The sequence below is a fragment of the Polaromonas sp. genome, assembly GCF_041689105.1.
Lineage (GTDB): Bacteria > Pseudomonadota > Gammaproteobacteria > Burkholderiales > Burkholderiaceae_C > Polaromonas.
This window is the reverse complement of sequence record NZ_JBDNGU010000067.1, coordinates 56,632-77,731: the sequence shown is the minus strand read 5'-3', so window position 1 is coordinate 77,731 and position 21,100 is coordinate 56,632. Positions and strand designations below refer to the sequence as shown.

At 62.4% G+C, this 21,100-nt stretch carries 16 protein-coding genes; 5 read left to right on the top strand and 11 right to left on the bottom strand.

Annotated features, from left to right (window positions below):
• From cobA to ACESMT_RS05840, 10 genes are all read right to left on the bottom strand, one after another.
• Complete coding sequence (gene cobA, locus ACESMT_RS05885) at window positions 1–792, bottom strand: uroporphyrinogen-III C-methyltransferase (RefSeq protein WP_372825643.1); 792 nt, start codon at window positions 790–792, stop codon at window positions 1–3.
• Entirely contained in the window at window positions 789–1,694 is a 906-nt protein-coding gene (gene ybiB, locus ACESMT_RS05880; protein WP_372825642.1) for a DNA-binding protein YbiB, read from the bottom strand. The genes cobA and ybiB overlap by 4 nt, the downstream gene beginning before the upstream one ends.
• Window positions 1,695–1,749: 55 nt before the next feature.
• Window positions 1,750–4,830: a molybdopterin-dependent oxidoreductase gene (locus ACESMT_RS05875; RefSeq protein ID WP_372825666.1), complete on the bottom strand. Its 3,081-nt coding sequence runs from the start codon at window positions 4,828–4,830 to the stop codon at window positions 1,750–1,752.
• A 21-nt stretch (window positions 4,831–4,851) separates the two neighbouring features.
• Window positions 4,852–5,247 (bottom strand): nitrite reductase small subunit NirD, encoded by a 396-nt coding sequence (gene nirD, locus ACESMT_RS05870; protein WP_372825641.1) that lies wholly within the window; start codon window positions 5,245–5,247, stop codon window positions 4,852–4,854.
• A 2-nt stretch (window positions 5,248–5,249) separates the two neighbouring features.
• Window positions 5,250–7,709 (bottom strand): nitrite reductase large subunit NirB, encoded by a 2,460-nt coding sequence (nirB, locus tag ACESMT_RS05865; RefSeq protein ID WP_372825640.1) that lies wholly within the window; start codon window positions 7,707–7,709, stop codon window positions 5,250–5,252.
• 460 nt (window positions 7,710–8,169) lie between these two features.
• Complete coding sequence (locus ACESMT_RS05860; protein WP_372825639.1) at window positions 8,170–9,285, bottom strand: response regulator; 1,116 nt, start codon at window positions 9,283–9,285, stop codon at window positions 8,170–8,172.
• A 227-nt stretch (window positions 9,286–9,512) separates the two neighbouring features.
• Window positions 9,513–10,361, bottom strand: coding sequence for an ABC transporter ATP-binding protein (locus ACESMT_RS05855; protein ID WP_372825638.1), 849 nt, complete (start codon window positions 10,359–10,361; stop codon window positions 9,513–9,515).
• 16 nt (window positions 10,362–10,377) lie between these two features.
• Window positions 10,378–11,241, bottom strand: a complete 864-nt coding sequence (ntrB, locus tag ACESMT_RS05850) for a nitrate ABC transporter permease (protein ID WP_372825637.1) — start codon at window positions 11,239–11,241, stop codon at window positions 10,378–10,380.
• Window positions 11,242–11,283: 42 nt separating this feature from the next.
• Window positions 11,284–12,597, bottom strand: a complete 1,314-nt coding sequence (locus ACESMT_RS05845; protein ID WP_372825636.1) for a CmpA/NrtA family ABC transporter substrate-binding protein — start codon at window positions 12,595–12,597, stop codon at window positions 11,284–11,286.
• A gap of 326 nt (window positions 12,598–12,923) precedes the next feature.
• Window positions 12,924–14,168: a nitrate- and nitrite sensing domain-containing protein gene (locus ACESMT_RS05840; RefSeq protein ID WP_372825635.1), complete on the bottom strand. Its 1,245-nt coding sequence runs from the start codon at window positions 14,166–14,168 to the stop codon at window positions 12,924–12,926.
• An 82-nt stretch (window positions 14,169–14,250) separates the two neighbouring features.
• Between ACESMT_RS05840 and tsaD the strand changes: the two genes are divergently transcribed.
• Window positions 14,251–15,288 carry a tRNA (adenosine(37)-N6)-threonylcarbamoyltransferase complex transferase subunit TsaD gene (tsaD, locus tag ACESMT_RS05835; RefSeq protein WP_372825634.1) on the top strand — a complete coding sequence of 346 codons (1,038 nt, stop codon included), beginning with the start codon at window positions 14,251–14,253 and terminating at the stop codon, window positions 15,286–15,288.
• Between the two features lie 28 nt (window positions 15,289–15,316).
• Here tsaD and ACESMT_RS05830 read toward each other — a convergent pair whose 3' ends face one another.
• Window positions 15,317–15,718: an Hsp20/alpha crystallin family protein gene (locus ACESMT_RS05830; RefSeq protein ID WP_372825633.1), complete on the bottom strand. Its 402-nt coding sequence runs from the start codon at window positions 15,716–15,718 to the stop codon at window positions 15,317–15,319.
• Window positions 15,719–15,833: 115 nt separating this feature from the next.
• Here ACESMT_RS05830 and ACESMT_RS05825 point away from each other — a divergent pair, with 115 nt between their 5' ends.
• The 4 genes from ACESMT_RS05825 (at window position 15,834) to pnp (ending at window position 21,061) form a co-directional block, all read left to right on the top strand.
• Window positions 15,834–17,126: a branched-chain amino acid ABC transporter substrate-binding protein gene (locus ACESMT_RS05825; RefSeq protein WP_372825632.1), complete on the top strand. Its 1,293-nt coding sequence runs from the start codon at window positions 15,834–15,836 to the stop codon at window positions 17,124–17,126.
• Window positions 17,127–17,137: 11 nt separating this feature from the next.
• Complete coding sequence (locus ACESMT_RS05820) at window positions 17,138–18,319, top strand: pyridoxal phosphate-dependent aminotransferase (protein ID WP_372825631.1); 1,182 nt, start codon at window positions 17,138–17,140, stop codon at window positions 18,317–18,319.
• A gap of 149 nt (window positions 18,320–18,468) precedes the next feature.
• A complete protein-coding gene (rpsO, locus tag ACESMT_RS05815; RefSeq protein ID WP_348072115.1) occupies window positions 18,469–18,735 on the top strand; it encodes a 30S ribosomal protein S15 in 267 nt (88 codons plus the stop codon).
• Between the two features lie 208 nt (window positions 18,736–18,943).
• On the top strand, window positions 18,944–21,061 hold the full coding sequence (pnp, locus tag ACESMT_RS05810) for a polyribonucleotide nucleotidyltransferase (protein WP_372825630.1): 2,118 nt from the start codon (window positions 18,944–18,946) through the stop codon (window positions 21,059–21,061).
• The last annotated feature ends 39 nt before the right edge of the window (window positions 21,062–21,100 follow it).

The window sequence follows — 21,100 nt, the reverse complement described above, 5'->3', positions numbered from 1 at the left end:
TCAGGCAGCGCGAAATTGCGTCGGGTGTTCTGCTGCGGCCGCTACGCCGCTGACCACATCGCCCACCACGATCACCGACGGGCTGGCCAGGCCGGATTCGCTGATCGCGCCGGTCATCTGGCCCAGCGTGGTGGTGATGTGGCGCTGGGTCGCCAGTGTGGCGTTCTGAATCACGGCTACGGGCGTGGTCGCCGGCAGGCCGGTCAGCAGTTCATGCTGGATGCGTCCGGCGCCGCTGACGCCCATGTAGATCACCAGCGTGAGTTTGGCCTTGCGCGCGGTGTCGGCCAGGGCGCGCCAGTCCGTGCCCTGGTCGTCCGGTTTGGCGTGGCCGGTGACAAACACCACGCCATGGGCGTGCTGGCGGTGTGTCAGCGGCACGCCCAGGGAGGTCACCGCGGCCAGGCCGGCAGTGATGCCGTTGATGATTTGCACGTCAATGCCGGCGGCCCGCAGGTGTTCGACTTCCTCGCCACCGCGTCCGAAAATGAAAGGGTCGCCGCCCTTGAGGCGCACCACCTTTTCGCCCTCGCGCACAGCCATGATCATGAGTTTTTCGATGAACTCCTGCGGCGTGGACTTGCAGCCGCCGCGCTTGCCGACGTACACAATGCGCGCGCCGGGCGGGGCGAAGGCCACGATCTCGTCGCTGACCAGGTCGTCCACCAGCAGCACGGTGGCGGCCTGGATGGCCTTGAGCGCCTTGAGCGTCAGCAGCTCGGGGTCACCCGGGCCGGCACCGACCAGGGTGCAGCGACCGGAGGTCGTCAGAGGGGAATGGTGGCTGGTCATAGTTGTGAAGTCAGTTGCAAGATATGTTCCACCTGCCGTGTTATCGATGCAGGTACGGCGTGAGTGCCTGACAGGACAGCGCGGATATACGCGGCGGTGCTGTCACTGTCGATTTCTTTGGGCAGATCCGGCACGCTGGCCAGCGTTCCCGGTTGCGCGGCCTGTAGCAAGGTGCGTTTGCCGTCAATAAAGGCTTCCATCTGCGGTGTGCGCCGTGCGTCGGCCACAACCTCGCCTTCGGTGCCGCGCAGCAGCAGCGCGTTGGCTTCGATCAGCTCGAAGGTCTGACCCATGGAGATGGCGTATTCGGGATGCGTGTAGCTGCTGACCACCAGCGCCTTGCCCAGGCAGGGGTTCATGATCTTCACCAGGCTGTGCGCCGGGTTGCGCAGCCCGACAGCGCGGCGCACGTCCAGCAGGCGCTTGAGGCCGGGGCACAGCAGCTCGGTCGCGGCAAAGACCACTTCACCGTTTGCTATTGTTTTGATAGCTGCCAGCGCATGGATATCAAGGGCGGAAAGCACGTTCGATGTAAAAATCCGGCCCGACTCGGTGGCCGTTCCGTGTATCAGAACCGGCAGGCCCTTGCGCGCCAGCAGCAGCGCCAGCAGCGGCGTCAGCCCCGGCAGCTTGCGCGCGCCGTTGTAGCTGGGCAGCACCACGGTGGGCCGGTCCGTGGCCGGCAGGCGCTGCATGCGCTGGTAAGTGGCGTCCAGGAAACCGGCCATCTCCTCGGGCGTTTCGCCCTTGATGCGCATGGCCAGGCAAAAGCCGCCTATCTCCAGGTCGGTCACGCTGCCGTCCAGCACTTGGCCGAACAGGTCGGCCGCCTGCTCGCGCGTGATCGGGCGCGCGCCGTCTTTGCCACGGCCTATCACCTTGATGTACTGAGCGATGGACATGCTTGATTGTCGGCGAAGGCAGATAACTTCCAGTTATGAGCTTAAGCGCGTGTTTTCAAGCGATGACCCGGATCGGGATCACCGCGCGTACGCAAGCAGAGCTGTCGGAGGCATGTTGGCGGGCCTCAGTTGCGCTGCGGATGATGCGCTTGATCTCGGGCACGCATGAGCCGCAGTTGGTGCCGCATTTGAGTTTGTCCTGCAGCAGCCGCAGGCGGTCGTCGTCGCTGGCCAGGTAGCCGGCGCCGCCAGTCGTCTGGGTGATCTCGTTCAGGCAGGTGCCGATTTCGGTATCGCTCACGCTGAAGCAACTGCACACAGGTTTGCCGCGCGCTTGCAGCGCCACCGGCGCCTTGCCCCCGGGCAGCAGCAGCAAGCGACCGTATGCTTGCGCCGGCAACTCGTCCTGCAGCAGGGTCTTGATCCAGGCCTGCGCGCTGACATCGCCGGCCAGCACAAAACCGATGAGTTCGGCCTCTTCCTGTTGTTTGCCCTTGCGCACCAGCCGTGCCGTGCGATGCTGACCTTTCTTTTTGTCCGCGTAACGCAGGGCGTCGGCGCCGTCCAGGCCGAGAATGTTTTCTATTTGCTCCAGCAAACTTTCGGATGGCGCTTCAAAACCGGCAGCGCGAAACAGCACACCGGTGCGCTGGCGGCCTGCTTCGCCCAGTGGCACTTCGTTGGAAAACGGCACGCAACTGCTGAAGGCAAAGCTGGCCATCAGCGGCTTGAGCTGCTCGCGCGCCGCCAGCACCTGGTCGTCGGGCAGCCAAGCCATTGCCAGCAGCGACCAAGGCAGCTCAGCCTTGAGGATTTTGACCGCGGCATGTTTGAGTTCGGGCTGCTTGGAGCTGGGGCAATAAGCCGAGGTGGTCAGCGCGTTGACACCCGCCAGCCGCTCGCCCTTGCTCGACAGGCCGCTCAGATAGTCGTCGCCCCAGTGCATCGCCATGAAGGCCTGGCTCACCGCGACTTCGGGTGAAGCCTGTAGCGGCACCACGATGGAGCCGCGTTTGGAGGTGACCTGTACCAGGTCGCCGTCTTTGAGCAGGCGCCGCGCCATGTCCTGTGCGTTCATCTGGATCGAAGGTTCGGCGACATGCCCAAACAGCCGGCCCAGCGTGCCGGTGCGGCTCATGCCGTGCCACTGGTCACGCAGACGGCCGGTGTTCAATGAAAACGGGTAACGCGATTCGCGCTGTTCGGCCACCGGCTTGTAGACGGTGTTGACGAAGCGCGCCTTGCCGTCTTCGGTCGGGAAAATGCCGTCTTCATAAAGCCGGACTTTTCCGGTGCTTTCGCCTTCACGCAGCGGCCATTGCTGCGGCGCGGCTTCCAGCATGGCGTAACTCATGCCGGTGATGTCGAGATCGCGCCCGCGTGTGGATTCGCGGTGTTCGTTCCAGATGGTTTCGGCGCCGTTCGCTTCATCGGTCAGCGAATAGGGGAAAAGCGAGTAGACGGGCAGGCCCTCACCCCTGCCCTCTCCCACAGGGAGAGGGAGCAAGAGTGGCCGCGAAGGGGGTCGGTCCGCCTCGGCAATGGTTTCCTTTCCCTCTCCCCCTGGGAGAGGGTTGGGGTGAGGGCTCTTCGGCCCCAGCAGATGTTCCAGCCGCTGTGCAAAGGCCACTGCAATCGACCAGTCGTGGCGGGTTTCTCCGGGCGCAGCAACCGCTGGTCGCACGCGGCTGATACGCCGCTCGCTGTTGGTCACGGTGCCGGTTTTCTCGCCCCATGTGGTGGCCGGCAGCAGCAGGTCGGCGTAGTCGCAACTCGATGTGGTCGCAAACGCCTCCTGCACGACCACCAGTTCGCAGCGCTCCAGCGCGCGGCGCACCGTCGCCTGGTCGGGCATGGACTGGGCCGGGTTGGTGCAGGCGATCCACAGGGCCTTGATTTCGCCGTCGGCGGCGGCCTGGAACATCTCAACCGCTGTTTTTCCGGGTTTTTCGGGCACCGAGGGCACGCCCCACAAAGCGGCGACTTCGGCGCGGTGCTGCGGGTTGGCCAGGTCGCGGTGCGCGCTGAGCAGGTTGGCCAGGCCGCCGACTTCGCGCCCACCCATGGCATTGGGCTGACCGGTCAGCGAAAAAGGCCCGGCGCCGGGCTTGCCGATTTGCGCAGTGGCCAGGTGCAGGTTGATCAGCGCCGCATTTTTGGCGGTGCCGCTGCTCGACTGGTTCAGGCCCTGGCAATACAGGCTCAGGGTGGCGGCCGAGGTGGCAAACAGTCTGGCGGCGGCAAACAAATCGTCTTTGGTGATGCCGCAGGTTTGCGACACCAGCTCGGGCGAGTAGTCGCGCACCGTGGTTTTCAGGGCTTCGAAACCATTGGTGTGTTCAGCGATGTAGGCCGGTTGGGTCCAGCCTTCCCACAGCATGATGTGCAGCATGCCGTTGAACAGCGACACGTCGGTGCCGGGCTGGATCGGCAGGTACAGGTCCGCAATGCCTGCGGTGTCGGTGCGGCGCGGGTCGCAGAAGATGATTTTCATCGCCGGGTTGGCGACCTTGGCGTCTTCAATGCGGCGAAACAGAATCGGGTGAGCGTAAGCGGTGTTGCTGCCGACGATGAAAATGCACCGCGCATGGTTCACGTCGTCATAACAGCTGGGCGGCGCGTCGGCCCCCAGCGTCTGCTTGTAGCCGGCGACCGCGCTGCTCATGCACAGGCGCGAGTTGGTGTCGACGTTGTTGGTGCCTATCAGACCCTTGGCCAGCTTGTTGAAGACGTAATAGTCCTCGGTCAGCAACTGGCCGGAAATGTAAAAACCGACAGCGTCCGGCCCGTGTTCGCGGATGATCCGCGCGAAACCTTCGCTCGCCGTATCGAGCGCGCTGTCCCAGCTGACGCGTTGGGGCGCTGCGCCGCGCTGCGCGCGCTGCATCGGGTGCAGCAGCCGCGTCTGGCGCGTGACGATGCTGGACGCGGTCAAGTGCAGGGTCGAGCCCTTGGTGCACAGCCGCCCGAAGTTGGCCGGGTGGTCAGGGTCGCCGCGCACCCCCGTGATCTCATCGCCCTGCGACTCGATGACTACGCCACACCCCACGCCGCAGTATGGACAGGTTGACCTGGTTTGTCTGACCCCCTCTCCCTCTGGGAGAGGGCGGGGGTGAGGGCTCTCCGTCTTGGTCAGAATCACGTAGCTGCCCTCACCCTAACCCTCTCCCAGGGGGAGAGGGGACAAGCGGGCTGGTCCAGCAACCGGCCGCTCCAGATCGAGTGCCAGCGTGGCCAGCTCGGCAGTGTCGAGCATGACCTGGCCGTCGTCGACCTTGCAGGCAAACTTCGGCGTGCAGCCTTCATCGGCGCCCTGGGCGCAGCCGTCGGCCAGGCCGATGGTCCAGTTGTGCAGCGGGCAGGCCACGCTGGTGCCGAACACGATGCCCTGCGAGAGTGGGCCGCCTTTGTGCGGACAGCGGTCCAGCAGTGCAAACACCTGGTCTTCCGAATTGCGGAACACCGCCACGTCCACGCCTTGCGGGCGCGCCACCCGGCGCGAGCCGAGCACGGGGATGTCCTCAACGCGGCAAATCACGGTCCAGTCGTTCATCTTCATGCTTCCTGCCCAGCGGTTTCGAGTTTGATGAACTGCCTGGCATCGACAGACGCCTTGTCCAGCTCAAACCACGGATCGGGCTCGCCGTCGAGCGCAAATTGCAGTTGCTCCCAGAGCGCCTTGCGGCCTTCGTGGTCGTCCAGGATCTTTTTCTTCACATAGTCGAGACCGACCCGGTTCACGTAGTGCACCGTGCGTTCCAGGTACCAGCCTTCCTGGCGGTACAGCTCGCAGAAAGCGCCGGTGTACTCCAGCACTTCGGCTGCCGTTTTGAGTTTGGTGAAAAAGTGCGCGACCTCGGTCTTGATGCCCCCGTTGCCGGCGATGTACATCTCCCAGCCCGAATCGACACCGATGATGCCCACGTCCTTGATGCCGGACTCGGCGCAGTTGCGCGGGCAACCGCTGACGGCGAACTTGACCTTGTGCGGCGCGTACATGCGCCACATCGCGCGCTCCAGGTCCTTGCCCATTTGCGTGCTGTCCTGCGTGCCCATGCGGCACCATTCGCTGCCGACACAGGTTTTCACCGTACGCAGGGCTTTGGCATAAGCGTGGCCCGAGGGCATGCCGATGTCTTTCCAGACGTTTTGCAGGTCTTCCTTCTTCACGCCCAGCAGGTCGATGCGCTGGCCGCCGGTGACCTTGACGGTCGGAATTTTGTACTTGTCCACCGCGTCGGCAATGCGGCGCAGTTCGCTGGCGGTGGTCTCACCGCCCCACATGCGCGGGATCACGCTGTAGGTGCCGTCTTTCTGGATGTTGGCGTGGCTGCGTTCATTGATGTAGCGACTTTGCGGATCATCCTTCGCTTCCTTGGGCCAGGTGCTGATCAGGTAGTAGTTGACGGCCGGGCGGCAACTGGCGCAGCCGTTCGGCGTCTTCCAATCCATGAAACTGAAGACATCGGCAATGCGCAGCAACTTGTTGGCCCGGATGGCGTCACGCACCGCCTGGTGGCCGTGATCGGTGCAACTGCACATGGCCTTGAGTTTGGGCGTGGCCGAGTAGTCGCCGCCAGCGGTGAACATCAGGATCTGCTCGACCAGTCCGGTGCAGGAGCCGCAGGAGGCGCTGGCTTTGGTGTGTTTGCGTACCTCGTCCAGCGTGAACAGGCCTTTTTCCTTGATGGCCTTGCAGATGGTGCCTTTGGTGACGCCATTGCAGCCGCAGACCTCTGCGGTGTCCGGCATGACGGCGGCCTTGTTGTGGCCTTCGTGGCCGGCATCGCCGATGTTCGATTCGCCGAACATCAGGCGTTCACGTATGTCGCCTACGCTGCGTCCATCGCGCAGCAGCTTGAAGTAATAGCTGCCGTCTACCGTGTCGCCGTACAGGCAGGCGCCGATCAGTTTGTCGTCCTTGATGACCAGTTTTTTGTAAACGCCGCCGAAGGGGTCGCTCATGACGATTTCTTCTGTACCTTCGCCGCCCATGAATTCACCGGCAGAAAACAGGTCAATGCCGGTGACCTTGAGCTTGGTGGAGGTGAGCGAGCCGGTGTAGCGGCCTATGCCGAACTGCGCCAGGTGGTTGGCCGCGACCTTGGCTTGTTCGAACAGCGGCGCCACCAGGCCGTAGGCAATGCCGCGGTGGGCCGCGCATTCACCCACGGAGTAGATGCGGGCGTCGGTGACGGTCTGCATGGTGTCGTTGACCACAATGCCCTTATTGCAGTGCAGACGCATGGTTTCGGCCAGCTGCGTGTTGGGCCGGATGCCGACGGCCATCACCACGAGGTCAGTGGCCACTTCGCTGCCATCCTTGAATTTGATGGCGGTAACGCGGCCGTCTGCGACGCCCACCAGTTCTTGAGTCTGCGCGCCCATAAGAAATTTCAGGCCACGCTCTTCGAGCGACTTCTGCAGAAGCTTTCCCGCCACGCTGTCGAGCTGCCGCTCCATCAGTGTTGGCATGACGTGCACCACGCTGACATCCATGCCGCGCAGCATCAGTCCGTTGGCGGCCTCCAGTCCGAGTAGTCCGCCACCAATCACGACGGCCTTTTTATATTTCACCGATGCGTCAATCATCGCGTTGGTGTCGGCAATGTCGCGGTAGGCAATCACACCCTCCAGGTCCTTGCCGGGCACGGGCAGGATGAAGGGGTTGGAGCCGGTGCACATCAGCAGGCGGTCGTATTCTGCTTCGGTGACGCGGCCTTCCAGATCCACGGCCCGCACCACGCGCTTGATGCGATTCACTTCAACAACCTTCTTGCCTGCGTGCAACGTGATGTGGTTGTCGGTGTACCAGTCCCGGTCGTTCAGCACGATCTCATCGAGCGACTGCTCGCCGGCCAGCACGGGCGACAGGAGGATGCGGTTGTAGTTGGGGTGCGGCTCGGCGCCGAAGACGGTGATGTCGTAGAGATCGGGAGCGACCTTGAGCAGTTCCTCGATGGTGCGAACGCCAGCCATGCCGTTGCCGACCATGACCAATCTGGATTTTTTCATCGTGCCACTCCCAGGGGATACGGTATTGCCGGCGCAGGCGCCGAAGCCATGCAGGCTTGCGAAAAACAGGAGGTAAAAACCATGATGCGCTCTCCTGTCAAACAGGGACCCGGCTGTTGCCGGTGATGAGGAACACCAATACGCACGTCGTTATGCGCAGAACCCGCAGTTGGAGGCCGGGATGGGCGCGTCGTTGCGCCTGCAGTCACTCATGCAAAACTTGTGCCACAGGCAAGATGCCATGGCGGGGGGAGGGGGAGAGGTCGGCATGATACGTGGCGCAGACATCACCGCCATCAGTGCGGGAAATGCACCAAATATGAGCGGTTTTTAAAAGGGGGGTGCCACGGCGGTGCCCCCTGCTGATCCCTGTTGGGCCGGACTTGCACTGAACCTTGAAGCCCTTTGGCTTTTCAGTCGCACCCGGTGTACGCAGGCTGCTTGCAATTGAATAGCGCGGTCAAAGCGACAGGCCCAGCACCTCGGTTGCGTCCAGTGCGTTGCTGCGTCCAGCCAGGGAAAACCGTTTGCGTCTGCCTGTTTTCAGGCCGCCGTCCACCTCGCGCAGCAGGGAAGCACTGGCCGCGATTTTCCAGCCCGACTGGGTGGCCTGCTTTTGCAGCAGCAAGGCGGTGCTGACGCTGTCGCCGACCGGCAGGATCTGCGGCCTGCCCCACAGCGGGTCTTCCAGTTTTGCCAGGGTCACGGTGCCGCTGTTGAGTGCCACGCAGACTTCAAAACGTGGCAGCGCACGGCCTGAAAAATGTGTCTGCAAAAAGCCGTTCACGCGCTGGGCCGAGTCGATCAGGCCGAGCGCCGCGCGCGTCGCGCGCAGCCCATGGTTGACGGTGTCGGTGTCCGTGCTGTCGACAAATACCGCCAGCAGCCCTTCGCCGACGAACTGCATGTGAAAAGCGCCGAAAAGGTACAGGGTGTCACCGACATTTTTATAAAATTGGCGCACCACCGCGCTGAGTTCGGTGCTGGACAGTTTTTCCGACAGCAGGGGAAAGTTGACAACGTCCACGAAGAGCACCGTGGCGCTGGAAAACTTCTCGTCGGTCACCAGGGCTTCGGCGGTTGGCCATTTTTCGCCGAGCTCGGCAATCAACCGCTTTTCGTACAGCTTGCTCAGCTTTTCCTCCTGCGCCAGCAAAGCCTCGCCGATGGCCGTCCCCAAGGCGGTGTCCTGCGCCGACTGGCGCATCAACTGTTTGTTGAGTTGGGTGGCGGTGGCGGCCAGCAGGTCGTCAAAATCGATGGGTTTGGTCAGGTAGTCGTCGGCGCCACTGGTCATGCCGGCACGCACATGCGCGCGCTCCTGCAAAGAGGTCAACAGGATCACTGGCGTGGCCTGGATGGCGGGATCCGCGCGCAAGGCCTGGCACATGGCAAACCCGTCCATCACGGGCATATTGATATCGCTGACGACCAGGTCCGGCCTGTCGTCGCGTACCATGGACAGCCCGGCGGCGCCGTCTTCGGCTTCCAGCACTTCGTAGCCCTCGAAACGCAGGGCGGCAGCGATCAGTGTGCGGATCGCCTCGTCGTCGTCGATCACCACAATCAGGGCCACTACTTTTTTCCAGTGAAAGATTAATCAGCAGGTTTGAAGCTTACCAGCGCTTTTGTCTGATCCCTGAAAACTGACCTTTCCCCCGAAAAACGTACTTCTTGGCTGATGGGTAAAAATCAGTTCAAGGAGACAGAAATGAGTGAAGTAAAACGACGTGCCAAGTACACACTGGAATTCAAGATGGAGGCCGTGCGGCTGGTCAAGGGTGCTCCTCCTGCTGTCGTTTCTCAGGCTGCGACTTTGGCGGAGGGGCTGGCGCCTGTACTTGACCGGCTGGTGGTGATGGGTGCCACCTTGCGCTGCTTCTCGTACAGGAAGGTGAGGATTTCCTGGCGGCAGTGGTTGTAGATCTTGTCCTCGGCCAGAGCGATGCGGTTGCGCGGGCGCGCCAGCGGCACGGGCAGGATCTGGCCCACGGTGGCGTTGGGGCCGTTGGTCATCATCACCACACGGTCCGATAGCAGCACGGCCTCATCGACATCGTGGGTGATGATCATCACCGTGTTGCCCAGTTCGGCCTGGATGCGGATGACTTCGTCTTGCAGGTGGGCGCGCGTCAGGGCATCGAGCGCGCCAAAGGGCTCGTCCATCAAGAGTACTTTGGGCTCCATGGCCAGCGCCCGCGCGATGCCTACCCGTTGTTTCATGCCCCCCGAAATCTGAGAGGGCAGGAGGTTGAGCGCGTGGCTCATGTTGACCATGGCAAGGTTGTGCAGCACCCAGTCACGCCGTTCTTCCGCGCTGCGCGTGCTGCGGAAGATCTTGTCGACGGCAATCTCCACGTTCTGGTAGACAGTGAGCCAGGGCAGAAGCGAATGGTTCTGGAACACGACGGCACGGTCGGGTCCCGGTGCGTTGACCTCGCGACCATCGACGATCACGCCGCCGCTGGTGGCCCTGAGCAGCCCGGCCACGATGTTGAGCACCGTGGACTTGCCGCAGCCGGAGTGGCCGATCAGCGAAATGAATTCGCCCTGGCGGACTTGCAGGTTGATGCCTTTGAGCACGGTGTTGGCCGTGCCGCCGGCGCCAAAGGTCATGTCGACCTGGGAGAGGGTGAGGTAGTTGTCGCTCATGGTGTGTGCTCCGTATTCAGCTGGCCGAGGTACCGCGCGTGACCTTGTCGCCGATCCAGCCGACGGCGCGGTCGAGCATGAAGCCGATCAGGCCGACGTAGAAGAGCGCCAGGATGATGTCGCTGATGCGTGAAGAGTTCCAGGCGTCCCAGATGAAGAAGCCGATACCCACGCCGCCAATCAGCATTTCGGCAGCGATGATGGCCAGCCATGACAGGCCGATGCCGATGCGCAGACCCGAGAAGATGAAGGGCGCCGCCGCTGGCAGCATGATCTTGGCGAAGTACTCAATGCCGTTCAGGCGGATCACCTTGGCGACGTTGCGGTAGTCCTCGGGGATGTTGCGGATGCCGATCGAGGTGTTGATGATGATCGGCCAGATCGAGGTGATGAAAATCACGAAGATGGCCGATGGGTGTCCGTCGCGAAACCCTGCCAGCGAAATCGGCAGCCAAGCCAGCGGCGGCACGGTGCGCAGCACTTGGAACACAGGGTCCAGGCCGCGTAACGCCCAGGTGGATTGGCCCACCAGCACGCCCAGGCCGACGCCTGCCACCACAGCCAGCGAGTAGCCGTAGGCCACACGCTTCAAGCTGGCCAGCAACTGCCACGCGAGGCCAACGTCGTTGCCGCCGTTGTCGTAGAACGGGTGGACGATCAGCTCCCAGGTGTCCTGCACCACCTTGCTGGGCGACGGCAGGGCCGCTCCGGGGCGTGAACCGAGTAGCTGCCAGATGAGCAGGAGCACACCAATCACCAGCAGTGGCGGCAGCACATGGGTCAGAAAGCCATTGACCGCCGCCTTGGTGCCGGAGCGCAGCGCGCTGGGCGCAGCGGTTGCAGGGAGGTACGCGGGTTGGAGGTTTTCGGTGTTGGACATGTTTGCCCCCTGGGTTGGGAGAGTGATCGTCGTGCCCATCGCTCAGGCCGACTTGAGGTACTTGATGGACAGGCTGTCAAGGTACTTCTTCGGGTTAGCCGGATCGAACACCTTGCCGTCGAAGAATTTCTCGACACCGCGCGAGGTCGATGTCGGAATGTCTTTCTTGTCCACGCCCAGTTCGGTGGCAGCCGCGCGCCAGATGTCTTCGCGGTTCACCTTGGCGATGAGCGCTTTGGTGTCGAGAGTGGTGGGCAAGTAGCCCCATCGCTGGTTCTCCGTCAGGAACCAGAGGTCGTGGCTCTGGAACGGATAGCTCGCATGGTCTTTCCAGAAGCGCATCTGGAACTTGCTGTTGAGGTCGACGCGGCCTGTGCCGTAGTCGAAGTCGCCCTTGACGCGGTCAATCACATCTTCCACAGGAGCGTTGATCCAGCGGCGGCGCGAGCAGATCTCGGCCACTTCGGCGCGGTTCTTCGGGTCCTCGCACCACATTTGTGCTTCCAGTACGGCCTTGAGCAGGGCTTTGGTGGCATTCGGATTGGCCTGCACATAGTCGGCGCGCATGGCGAAGGCTTTTTCCGGGTGGTTCATCCACATTTCGCTGGTGGTGAGCGCGGTGTAACCAATCTTCTGGTTGATCAACTGGCGGTTCCATGGTTCGCAAACGCAGAAGGAGTCCATGCTGCCGACCTTCATGTTGGCGACCATCTGCGCCGGGGGGACCACGATGGTGGTGATGTCCTTGTTCGGATCCACGCCGCCTGCGGCCATCCAGTAACGGATCCACATGTCATGCGTGCCGCCGGGGAAAGTCATCGCGGCATTCACCGGTTTACCGGTCTTCAGCCGCCTGGCGAGCAGCGCCTTGCCATACTGGCTGGTGTCCAGGCCAACCTTCAGGTCTTTGTATTCGTTGGCCACCGAGATGCACTGGCCACCCAGGTTCAGGCGGGCCAGGATGTTCATCGGCACCTTGACGTTGTTGGCAGTCACCGCGCCGGTACTGATCAGGTAGGGCATCGGCGTGAGGATGTGCGCGCCGTCGATACCGCCAGACTTGGAGCCCAGCACCAGGTTGTCGCGCGTGGTGCCCCAGGAGGATTGTTTGAGCACTTCCACCTCGGTCATGCCGTGCTTTTTGAAAAAGCCTTTTTCGTCGGCCACGAACAGGGGGGCGGCGTCGGTCAGGGCGATGAAGCCCAGCTTGGCGGCCTTGGTTTCCAGGGTGGGGCTTTGGGCCGATGCGGCGACAGGCCAAAGGCCAGTGACAGCGCTTGCGCTACCGAGTGCGGCGGCGCTTTGGAGGACCGAGCGGCGAGACCAGGTTGGCTTGGGGGACGGTGTGGTTGGCATGGTGAATTCCAGTGGGCTGAAAAAACAAAAAAGGCGGCCATCACGCCACTCGCGATCGCGAGCAGTGGATGGACGCCTTTGTCCTTGGGTCGGGGTGAACCCCCCCGAATTTGCAGGCACCGCCGTTGGCGTCTGCGCCCACATCTATGCAGCAACCGTGCCAGATTGCTGCACTGCAGCGAAAATGCCGGGTTTCCCCTGTGAAGAGACCCTTGCGGCAGGTCAAGGTGTGCGGTTTCGGCGGCGGGTGCAGGCGCGCCATCCTGGTGCGAACTCCGCGAGTCTGTACAAAGGCGGTGCGTCATTGGGCCTGTCAGCCGCAGGAATCAGGGCTTTCCGGCGGCCAGGTAGTCGGCCATGGCCAGCACTGCCTCAGCCACGTCGGCGAGGCGGCGGTTCTGGTTCATCGCGGTTTGCCTGAGCATCTTGTAGGCATCTTCCTCGCTGAGCTTGCGGTGCGCCATCAACAGGCCTTTGGCGCGCTCGACCAGCTTTCTTTCGTTGAGGGAGGCGCGCGTTGTTTCCAGCTCGTCACTCATGGCCTGCAGCCTGCTGGCCTGTTCCTGGACCAATTCCAGGATGGAGCGGTCCAGATGGGGCCCGTAAGGGAGCGCGGGCGGACTGACCTGGCCGGCGGCGACCGGCATACCGTTTGCGTGCCCGTTGTGCGCTGCAAGAATCATCTGGTGGTCATGCAGTTCGGCGCGGGCCTGGACGATCTTCTGGCCGCACAACGACAGCAATTCGGCCGCCAACTGGTCCTCCACCGTTTTCATGGCATCGATACGGTGCGTGCAGCAATCAAACCAGCTCTGGCTGAGGTTGGGGTCGAGCGCGCCGGCTGCGGCCGAACAGGCGATGCGGCGAAGCCGCTCGAGCTCTGCCATGGTCGCGGGGCTTTGGCCGCTCTGCCACAACTCGCGCAGCTCCGGGGTGGAAAAGTCGCTGAACACCTGTACGCAGCGCTCCTGCGACTGGATCAGGTGCAGCCACTGTTGCTGTCGCTGACTATCGGTCCGGCCCGAGGCGAAGGTGGCAGCGCCGAAGGCGCGCTCCTGGCCTGAAAATTCCTTGCCCTGCATGAAGTTGAACATGGCCACCAGCAAGCGCGATATCTCTGGGTTGGTAGCGCTGTCGGCAGCTTCAAAAACCACGGCGAGCAGGCCGGCAATCAGTTTGACAAACGCGGCGGTGGCGTCAGCGGCCGCGACGTCCTGTCTGGCTATGTGCTGGCGCAGCTCTGGCAGCCCGTCGAGCTCGTGCAGCACGAAGGCGATGCGGCTGAACAGCCTCGCGCCGTTGCTCAAGTGGCCGGCATCCGTGTCGAGGTGGTCAAAGCTGGCGCGCAGCTCATCTTCGGCTTGGCGGCACTCCCGCACCTGGAGCGGCAACTGTTCGGCAAACCTTGCTCCCTGGGAGCCCAGGAATACATTGGAAATACCGCGTTCTTTCTGCAGCGCATGCACCAGGTGCCCGATCACGTTCACCAGGGCGCTGGTGCGTGTGAGCTGTTCAAGGTCATTGATTTCGCAGCGCCGCGCGGCGATCAGAAAGCTCAATCCAGATTTCATCGTGTTCTTAAAATGGGAGTCAAGTTCCATGTTCCAGCAACATCCATGCCGCCACCGATACGGCGGGATTTACACTGAGGGCATGCTTGTACTTGGAATTGAATCGAGCTGTGATGAAACCGGCGTGGCGCTTGTCGACGCCTCGGGTCAGGGTGTGCCTGTGCTTCTCGCTCACGCGCTGCACAGCCAGATCGACATGCACCAGGCTTATGGCGGTGTTGTGCCGGAGCTGGCCAGCCGCGATCACATCCAGCGTGTGTTGCCGCTGATTGACGAGGTGATGGGCAGGGCGCAACGCTCGCTGTCCGAGGTGGATGTGGTTGCCTACACACGCGGGCCCGGCCTGGCGGGCGCCTTGTTGGTCGGGGCCGGCGTCGCCTGCTCGCTGGCGGCAGCGCTGGGTAAACCGGTCATGGGCGTGCACCACCTTGAAGGCCACTTGCTGTCGCCATTTTTGAGTGCCGATCCGCCGGCGTTTGCGTTTGTGGCGCTGCTGGTGTCGGGCGGGCACACCCAATTGATGCGGGTTGATCGTGTCGGCAGCTACGAATTGCTGGGCGAGACCATTGACGACGCAGCGGGGGAAGCCTTTGACAAGTCCGCCAAGCTGCTGGGCCTGCCTTATCCCGGCGGCCCGCACCTGGCGCGGCTGGCGCAGCAGGGCAACAGCGAGGCTTTGAAGCTGCCGCGGCCCTTGCTGCACAGCGGCAACCTTGATTTTTCGTTCTCGGGCCTGAAGACTGCTGTGTTGACCCAGGCCAAAAAACTGGGCCCCTTCATGAGTGAGCAAGCACGCGCCGATCTGGCGGCTTCGACGCAGGCGGCGATTGTTGAGGTGCTGGTCAAAAAATCACTGAAAGCGCTGGAGCACACCGGCCTCAAGCGGCTGGTGGTGGCCGGCGGTGTGGGTGCCAACAGATTGCTTCGCGAGCAGCTCGATGCAGCCTGCCAAAAGCGCGGCATTCGTGTGCATTACCCTGAACTGCATTTGTGCACCGACAACGGCGCGATGATCGCGCTGGCAGCCGGCATGCGCTTGCAGGCCGGTATCGACGAGGCCAGCACGGCTTACAGATTCGACATCAAGCCGCGCTGGCCCCTGGGCATGCTGGTGGCCTGAGCCCCGAGGCGGTGGCCTCCGACGGCGATCAGCTGATAGCGAGCTGGGTGACGTTGCTGACCGGGATTTTCTTGGCCAGTGTCAATGTCAGTACGCCGTTTTCCAGTTTGGCGCTGCTGGCTGCTGCGTCGATGTCCAGCGGAAAGCGGTAGGCCGCTTTTACCGGGCGCCTGGCCTCGGCCTTGCTGTTGATGCGCACGACATCACCTTCGATGTCGATCTCGAGCTGGTCCCTGGCCACGCCCGGAACATCGAGTTGCAGTGAGTAGGCGGTGTCGGCGTCTTCCACCGTTGCAGGCTGGGAGAGGCGGGCGCCAGACAGCGAGCCCAGCGTGTCGTCAAGAAACCTGTCGAGTGCGCCGTTGTTGATCAAGGCCGTGTTGTGGCGCTGAAAACGTGATGCGGGACGATTGGCGAGTGAATAGAACATCTTTACTCCTGGGTTTGGGGCGGGGAGTTTTCCCCTACACTTCGCGGCTCTCAACCGTGATTGCCGCATGCTCAGCAAGTAGGCGTGTTGCGGGGTATTTCAAGGAAATTTTTGCATGTATTTTTTTAGCCCTCAGCTCTTGAAACGCGGGGCGCTGACCCTATCGGCCAGCGCCTGCCTGCTGTCACCCGCCGTGTTTTCCCAGCAGCCGGCAGCAACCCAGCCGGCTGTGCGTGTGGCCCTGATCGAGAGTCTGTCCGGGCCTTTTGCCAACACCGGCGAAGCGGTGTTTCGCAACCTGGCGTGGGCGGCCGAGCGGGTCAATGAGCGGGGCGGCATCAAGCTGCCTGGCGGCAACCGCCCGCTGGTGTTCGAGCGTTACGACAGCAAAGGCCAAAACGAAGAGGCCCTGTCAGCGCTTCGCTCGGCGCTGGACGACGGCATCACGCTGGTGACCCAGGGTAATTCGTCGGCCACGGCCGCAGCGCTGATCGACGCGATCAACAAGCACAACGAGCGCGACCCCGCCAAGCGGGTCCTGTTCATGAATTACTCGGCGGTCGATCCTGTGTTGACCAATGAAAAATGCAGCTACTGGCACTTCCGTTTTGATGCGCATGCCGACATGCGCATGGCGGCCTTGATGGACGTGCTCAAGGACGACAGGGCGCTAAAAAGCATTTATCTGATTGGCCAGGACTACAGTTTTGGGCAGGCCGTGCTGCGGGAAGCGCGCAAGCAGCTCGGTATCCAGCGCCCGGACATGCAAATCGTCGGCGACGAGCTGCACCCGATGGGAAGAGTCAAGGACTTTCTGCCCTACGCCGCAAAAATCAAGGCCAGCGGCGCGCAGGCCGTGCTGACCGGCAATTGGGGCAACGACCTGACGCTGCTTGTGAAGGCGTCGAAAGACGTCGGTTTTGAGGGTAAGTTCTACACCTTCTATGGCAATGCCCTGGGTGTGCCGGCCGCCGTGGGGGATGCCGGTATCGGCAAAGTGATTGCGGTGGCGGACTGGTTTCCGAACGCGGTGGGCGCACCGTCCGAAACCTTTTACCAGTCTTTCCGCCAGCGCTTTCCCAATCCAAAGGATGACTATGTGCACATGCGCATGCAGTTGATGGTTGAGGCGCTGGTGCAAAGCATCGAAAAAGCCGGTGCCACTGACGCCGCGTCGGTCGCCGCGCAGATGGAAAAAGCGACCGTGCTGTTTGCCGGGCACACAGGTGTCATGCGCCGTGCTGACCACCAGTTCCAGCAGCCCTTGCTGGTGGCTGTGATGGACCGGCAGGGAACGCCCGGCGTGAAGTTTGATGTCGAGGGTTCGGGCTATGGTTTTCGTGTGATCAAAACCATCGCGGCGGCGCGCGCCGAGCAGCCGCACAGCTGCAAGATGATTCGGCCCTGAAAGGTTTTGCCATGCGACAGGTTGTCCTTGATCTTGAAGAGTCCCTGATCCGGCAGGTCGCCAATGCGGGCATGGGCCGCAGCGATGTGCTCAAGTTCTGGTTCGGCGAAAGCGACGAAGTCACGCCAGCCTTTATCCGTGAAGCGGCAGCGCGCTCGCTGAATGAGGGTGAAACCTTTTACGCGCACAACCTCGGACTGCCAGAGCTGCGCGAAGCCATCGCCGCGTATTGCAGCGCGCTGCGCTGCGAGGGGGCGGCGCCTGTCGGTGCTGACAGGATTGCCGTCACCTCGGGCGGTGTCAATGCGCTGATGCTGGCGGTGCAGGCGGTGGTGGATGCAGGCGATGAGGTGGTGGTGGTCACGCCGGTTTGGCCCAACCTGACCGCGCAGCCGGCCATCATGGGCGCGCAGGTGCGCTGCGTCAGCCTCAGGCCGGTGGACGGGCAGTGGCGGCTCGACATGGATGAACTGCTGTCAGCCGTCACCTCGCGCACCAAACTGTTGATTGTCAACTCGCCGAACAATCCGACCGGCTGGACCTTGAGCTGCGCCGAGCAGGAAGTGCTGCTGGCGCATTGTCGAAAGACGGGCACCTGGATCCTTGCTGACGAGGTCTACGAGCGCCTGTATTACGAAAAGTCGCCAAACGGTTGCGCCCCCAGTTTTCTGGACATCGCCTTGCTGGACGACAGGCTGATGGTTGCCCACAGCTTTTCCAAGAGTTTCCTGATGACCGGCTGGCGGCTCGGCTGGCTGGTGCTGCCAAAGGCGGCCACAACCCACCTGGGCAAACTGATCGAGTTCAACACTTCCTGCGCGCCGGTTTTCATCCAGCGCGCCGGCGTTGTGGCGCTGCAGCGCACCGAGGAGGTCACGCCGCAGGTGGTGGCCCACCTCAAGCGTTGTCGCGACACGCTGGTGCCTTTGCTGCAGGCTTTGCCCGGGGTGGAAGTGTCCCCCGCGCCCGGCGGTATGTATGCGTTTTTCAGGCTGGCGGGGCAGGGCGACTCTTTTGAGATAGCGAAGCGGCTGGTGCTGGAAGCCGGACTGGGCCTGGCGCCGGGCAATGCCTTTAGTTCAGACCCATCGCCGGCCATGCAGGGCTGGCTGCGCTGGTGCTTTGCGAGTCAGGACCCGGCCAGGTTGGGCGAGGGCGTCAGCCGCCTGAGGGGCTGGCTGGCGACGGCCTGACGGAGAGGTGGGCCTCCTGGGCTATAATCCAAGGCTCTGCGCTAAAGCGGCGTGTTTCTCACAGGACACGTGCTGCAGAACACGACGGCTCCGGTCAAGTCCCACTTCGGGAACACTGGTCCGCTCGCAAGTTACACAAGGAAAAATCCATGATCGAGAAATCCATCAAGGCCGAGATTGTCCAGTCCAACGCACGCGCGGTTGGCGACACCGGCAGCCCAGAAGTTCAAGTGGCCCTGTTGACCGGCCGCATCAACGAGTTGATGCCCCATTTCAAGACCCATGCCAAGGATCACCACGGTCGCCGCGGTCTGCTGCGCATGGTGAGCCGCCGCCGCAAGCTGCTGGACTACCTGAAGTCCAAGGATGCGGCCCGTTATGTTGCGCTGATTGCCAAACTTGGCCTGCGTAAGTAATCGGTAAAACCAACAGGAAGCGCCTGAGTTAGTTCACTAGCTCAGGCGCTTTTTACTTCGGAGCAAGGCAAAACGATCACGCGCTGTGTCATTCCACAAGAAAAGCCCTGGCCTGCAGGCAGTTTTTGTGGAATGGCATCGTGTTCAGCAGCCGACTCTCCGGGCCTCAAGCGCTGCCTCAAGCGCTCGGAACTAGTGGAGAAAAAACATGAGCATTTTCAACAAAGTCACCAAGTCTTTCCAGTGGGGCCAGCACAAGGTCACGATGGAAACCGGCGAAATCGCCCGCCAGTCCGGCGGCGCTGTCATCGTTGACATGGACGGCACCGTGGTGCTGGCCACCGTGGTCGCCAAGGCGGATGCCAAGCCCGGCCAGGACTTCTTTCCCCTGACCGTCGATTACCTCGAAAAAACCTACGCCGCCGGTCGTATTCCCGGCAGCTTCTTCAAGCGTGAAGGCCGCCCCAGCGAATTCGAAACGCTGACCTCGCGCCTGATTGATCGCCCGATCCGCCCGCTGTTCCCTGAAGGCTTCTTCAACGAAGTGCAGGTTGTCATTCACGTGTTGTCGCTCAATCCCGAAGTTGAAGGCGACATTCCCGCACTGATCGCTTCGAGCGCGGCGCTGTCGATTTCCGGCATCCCGTTCAACGGCCCCATCGGTGCCGCACGCGTTGCTTACATCGACGGCCAGTACGTGCTCAACCCCGGCAAGACCCAGCTCAAGGACTCCACCATGGACCTGGTCGTGGCCGGCACCGAAGCCGCCGTGCTGATGGTCGAGTCCGAAGCCAAGCAACTGTCCGAAGAAATCATGCTGGGCGCCGTGGTGTTTGGCCATGAGCAGGGCAACATCGCCATCAACGTGATTCACGAGCTGGTCCGTGACGCCGGCAAACCGGTTTGGGCCTGGCAGGCGCCAGCCAAGGACGAGCCGCTGATCGCCAAGGTCAACGAGCTGGCCGCCGCCAAGCTGCAGGCGGCTTATCAGATCCGCGCCAAACAGGCCCGTACCCAGGCTTGCCGCGTCGTGACTTCTGAAGTCATGGCCGCGCTCAAGGCCGACGGCACAGTGTTTGATGGCGTCGCTGTTGAAGGCATGTTGTTCGACATCGAAGCCAAAATCGTCCGCAGCCAGATTCTGGCCGGCGAGCCGCGCATCGACGGCCGCGACACGCGCACCGTACGCGCCATTGAAATCCGCAACAGCGTGCTGCCCCGCACCCACGGCTCGGCCCTGTTCACACGCGGTGAAACCCAGGCGCTGGTCGTGACCACGCTGGGCACCGAGCGCGACGCGCAGCGCATCGACGCACTGTCGGGTGACTACGAAGACCGCTTCATGCTGCACTACAACATGCCTCCGTTCGCCACCGGCGAAACCGGCCGCGTGGGTTCGCCAAAACGCCGCGAAATCGGTCACGGCCGTCTGGCCAAGCGCGCGCTGATCGCTGTGCTGCCGACCAAGGAAGAATTTCCGTACACCATGCGTGTGGTCAGCGAGATCACCGAGTCCAACGGTTCCTCCTCGATGGCGTCGGTCTGCGGCGGCTGCCTGTCGCTGATGGACGCCGGCGTGCCGATGAAAGCCCACGTGGCCGGTATCGCCATGGGCCTGATCAAGGACGACAACCGCTTTGCCGTGCTGACCGACATCCTCGGTGATGAAGATCACCTCGGCGACATGGACTTCAAGGTGGCCGGCACCACCGCCGGTATCACCGCGCTGCAGATGGATATCAAGATCCAGGGCATCACGAAAGAAATCATGCAGGTCGCATTGGCCCAGGCCAAGGAAGCCCGCATGCACATCCTGGGCAAGATGCAGGAAGCCATGGGCGAAGCCAAGGCCGAGGTCTCTGACTTCGCGCCGCGTCTGTACGTGATGAAGATCAACCCCGAGAAAATCCGTGACGTGATCGGTAAAGGCGGCGCCGTCATTCGCGCGCTGACCGAAGAAACCGGCACGCAGATCAACATCGAGGAAGACGGCACCATCACCATCGCGTCGAACGACAGCACCAAGGCTGATGAGGCCAAGCGCCGCATCGCCGAGATCACCGCCGAAGTCGAAATCGGCAAGGTTTACGAAGGCGCGATCACCAAGATCCTGGACTTCGGCGCGCTGGTCAATCTGCTGCCCGGCAAAGACGGTTTGCTGCACATCAGCCAGATTGCCCATGAGCGCGTTGAGCGGGTCACGGACTATCTCAAGGAAGGCCAGATCATCAAAGTCAAGGTTCTGGAAACCGATGAAAAAGGCCGCGTCAAGCTGTCCATGAAGGCGCTTCTGGACCGTCCGTCCCAAGGCCAGGATCAGGGTTGATTCGCTATTGATTCTGTAGCTTCCAGCGCCCGCCCGTCG

What these genes read in the sequence shown, in the direction of transcription:
- cobA (WP_372825643.1), bottom strand. Translation starts at nt 792, where the DNA reads ATGACCAGCCACCATTCCCCTCTGACGACCTCCGGTCGCTGCACCCTG.
- ybiB (WP_372825642.1), bottom strand. Translation starts at nt 1,694, where the DNA reads ATGTCCATCGCTCAGTACATCAAGGTGATAGGCCGTGGCAAAGACGGC.
- nirD (WP_372825641.1), bottom strand. Translation starts at nt 5,247, where the DNA reads ATGAACGACTGGACCGTGATTTGCCGCGTTGAGGACATCCCCGTGCTC.
- nirB (WP_372825640.1), bottom strand. Translation starts at nt 7,709, where the DNA reads ATGAAAAAATCCAGATTGGTCATGGTCGGCAACGGCATGGCTGGCGTT.
- ACESMT_RS05855 (WP_372825638.1), bottom strand. Translation starts at nt 10,361, where the DNA reads ATGAGCGACAACTACCTCACCCTCTCCCAGGTCGACATGACCTTTGGC.
- ntrB (WP_372825637.1), bottom strand. Translation starts at nt 11,241, where the DNA reads ATGTCCAACACCGAAAACCTCCAACCCGCGTACCTCCCTGCAACCGCT.
- ACESMT_RS05845 (WP_372825636.1), bottom strand. Translation starts at nt 12,597, where the DNA reads ATGCCAACCACACCGTCCCCCAAGCCAACCTGGTCTCGCCGCTCGGTC.
- ACESMT_RS05840 (WP_372825635.1), bottom strand. Translation starts at nt 14,168, where the DNA reads ATGAAATCTGGATTGAGCTTTCTGATCGCCGCGCGGCGCTGCGAAATC.
- tsaD (WP_372825634.1), top strand. Translation starts at nt 14,251, where the DNA reads ATGCTTGTACTTGGAATTGAATCGAGCTGTGATGAAACCGGCGTGGCG.
- ACESMT_RS05830 (WP_372825633.1), bottom strand. Translation starts at nt 15,718, where the DNA reads ATGTTCTATTCACTCGCCAATCGTCCCGCATCACGTTTTCAGCGCCAC.
- ACESMT_RS05825 (WP_372825632.1), top strand. Translation starts at nt 15,834, where the DNA reads ATGTATTTTTTTAGCCCTCAGCTCTTGAAACGCGGGGCGCTGACCCTA.
- ACESMT_RS05820 (WP_372825631.1), top strand. Translation starts at nt 17,138, where the DNA reads ATGCGACAGGTTGTCCTTGATCTTGAAGAGTCCCTGATCCGGCAGGTC.
- rpsO (WP_348072115.1), top strand. Translation starts at nt 18,469, where the DNA reads ATGATCGAGAAATCCATCAAGGCCGAGATTGTCCAGTCCAACGCACGC.
- pnp (WP_372825630.1), top strand. Translation starts at nt 18,944, where the DNA reads ATGAGCATTTTCAACAAAGTCACCAAGTCTTTCCAGTGGGGCCAGCAC.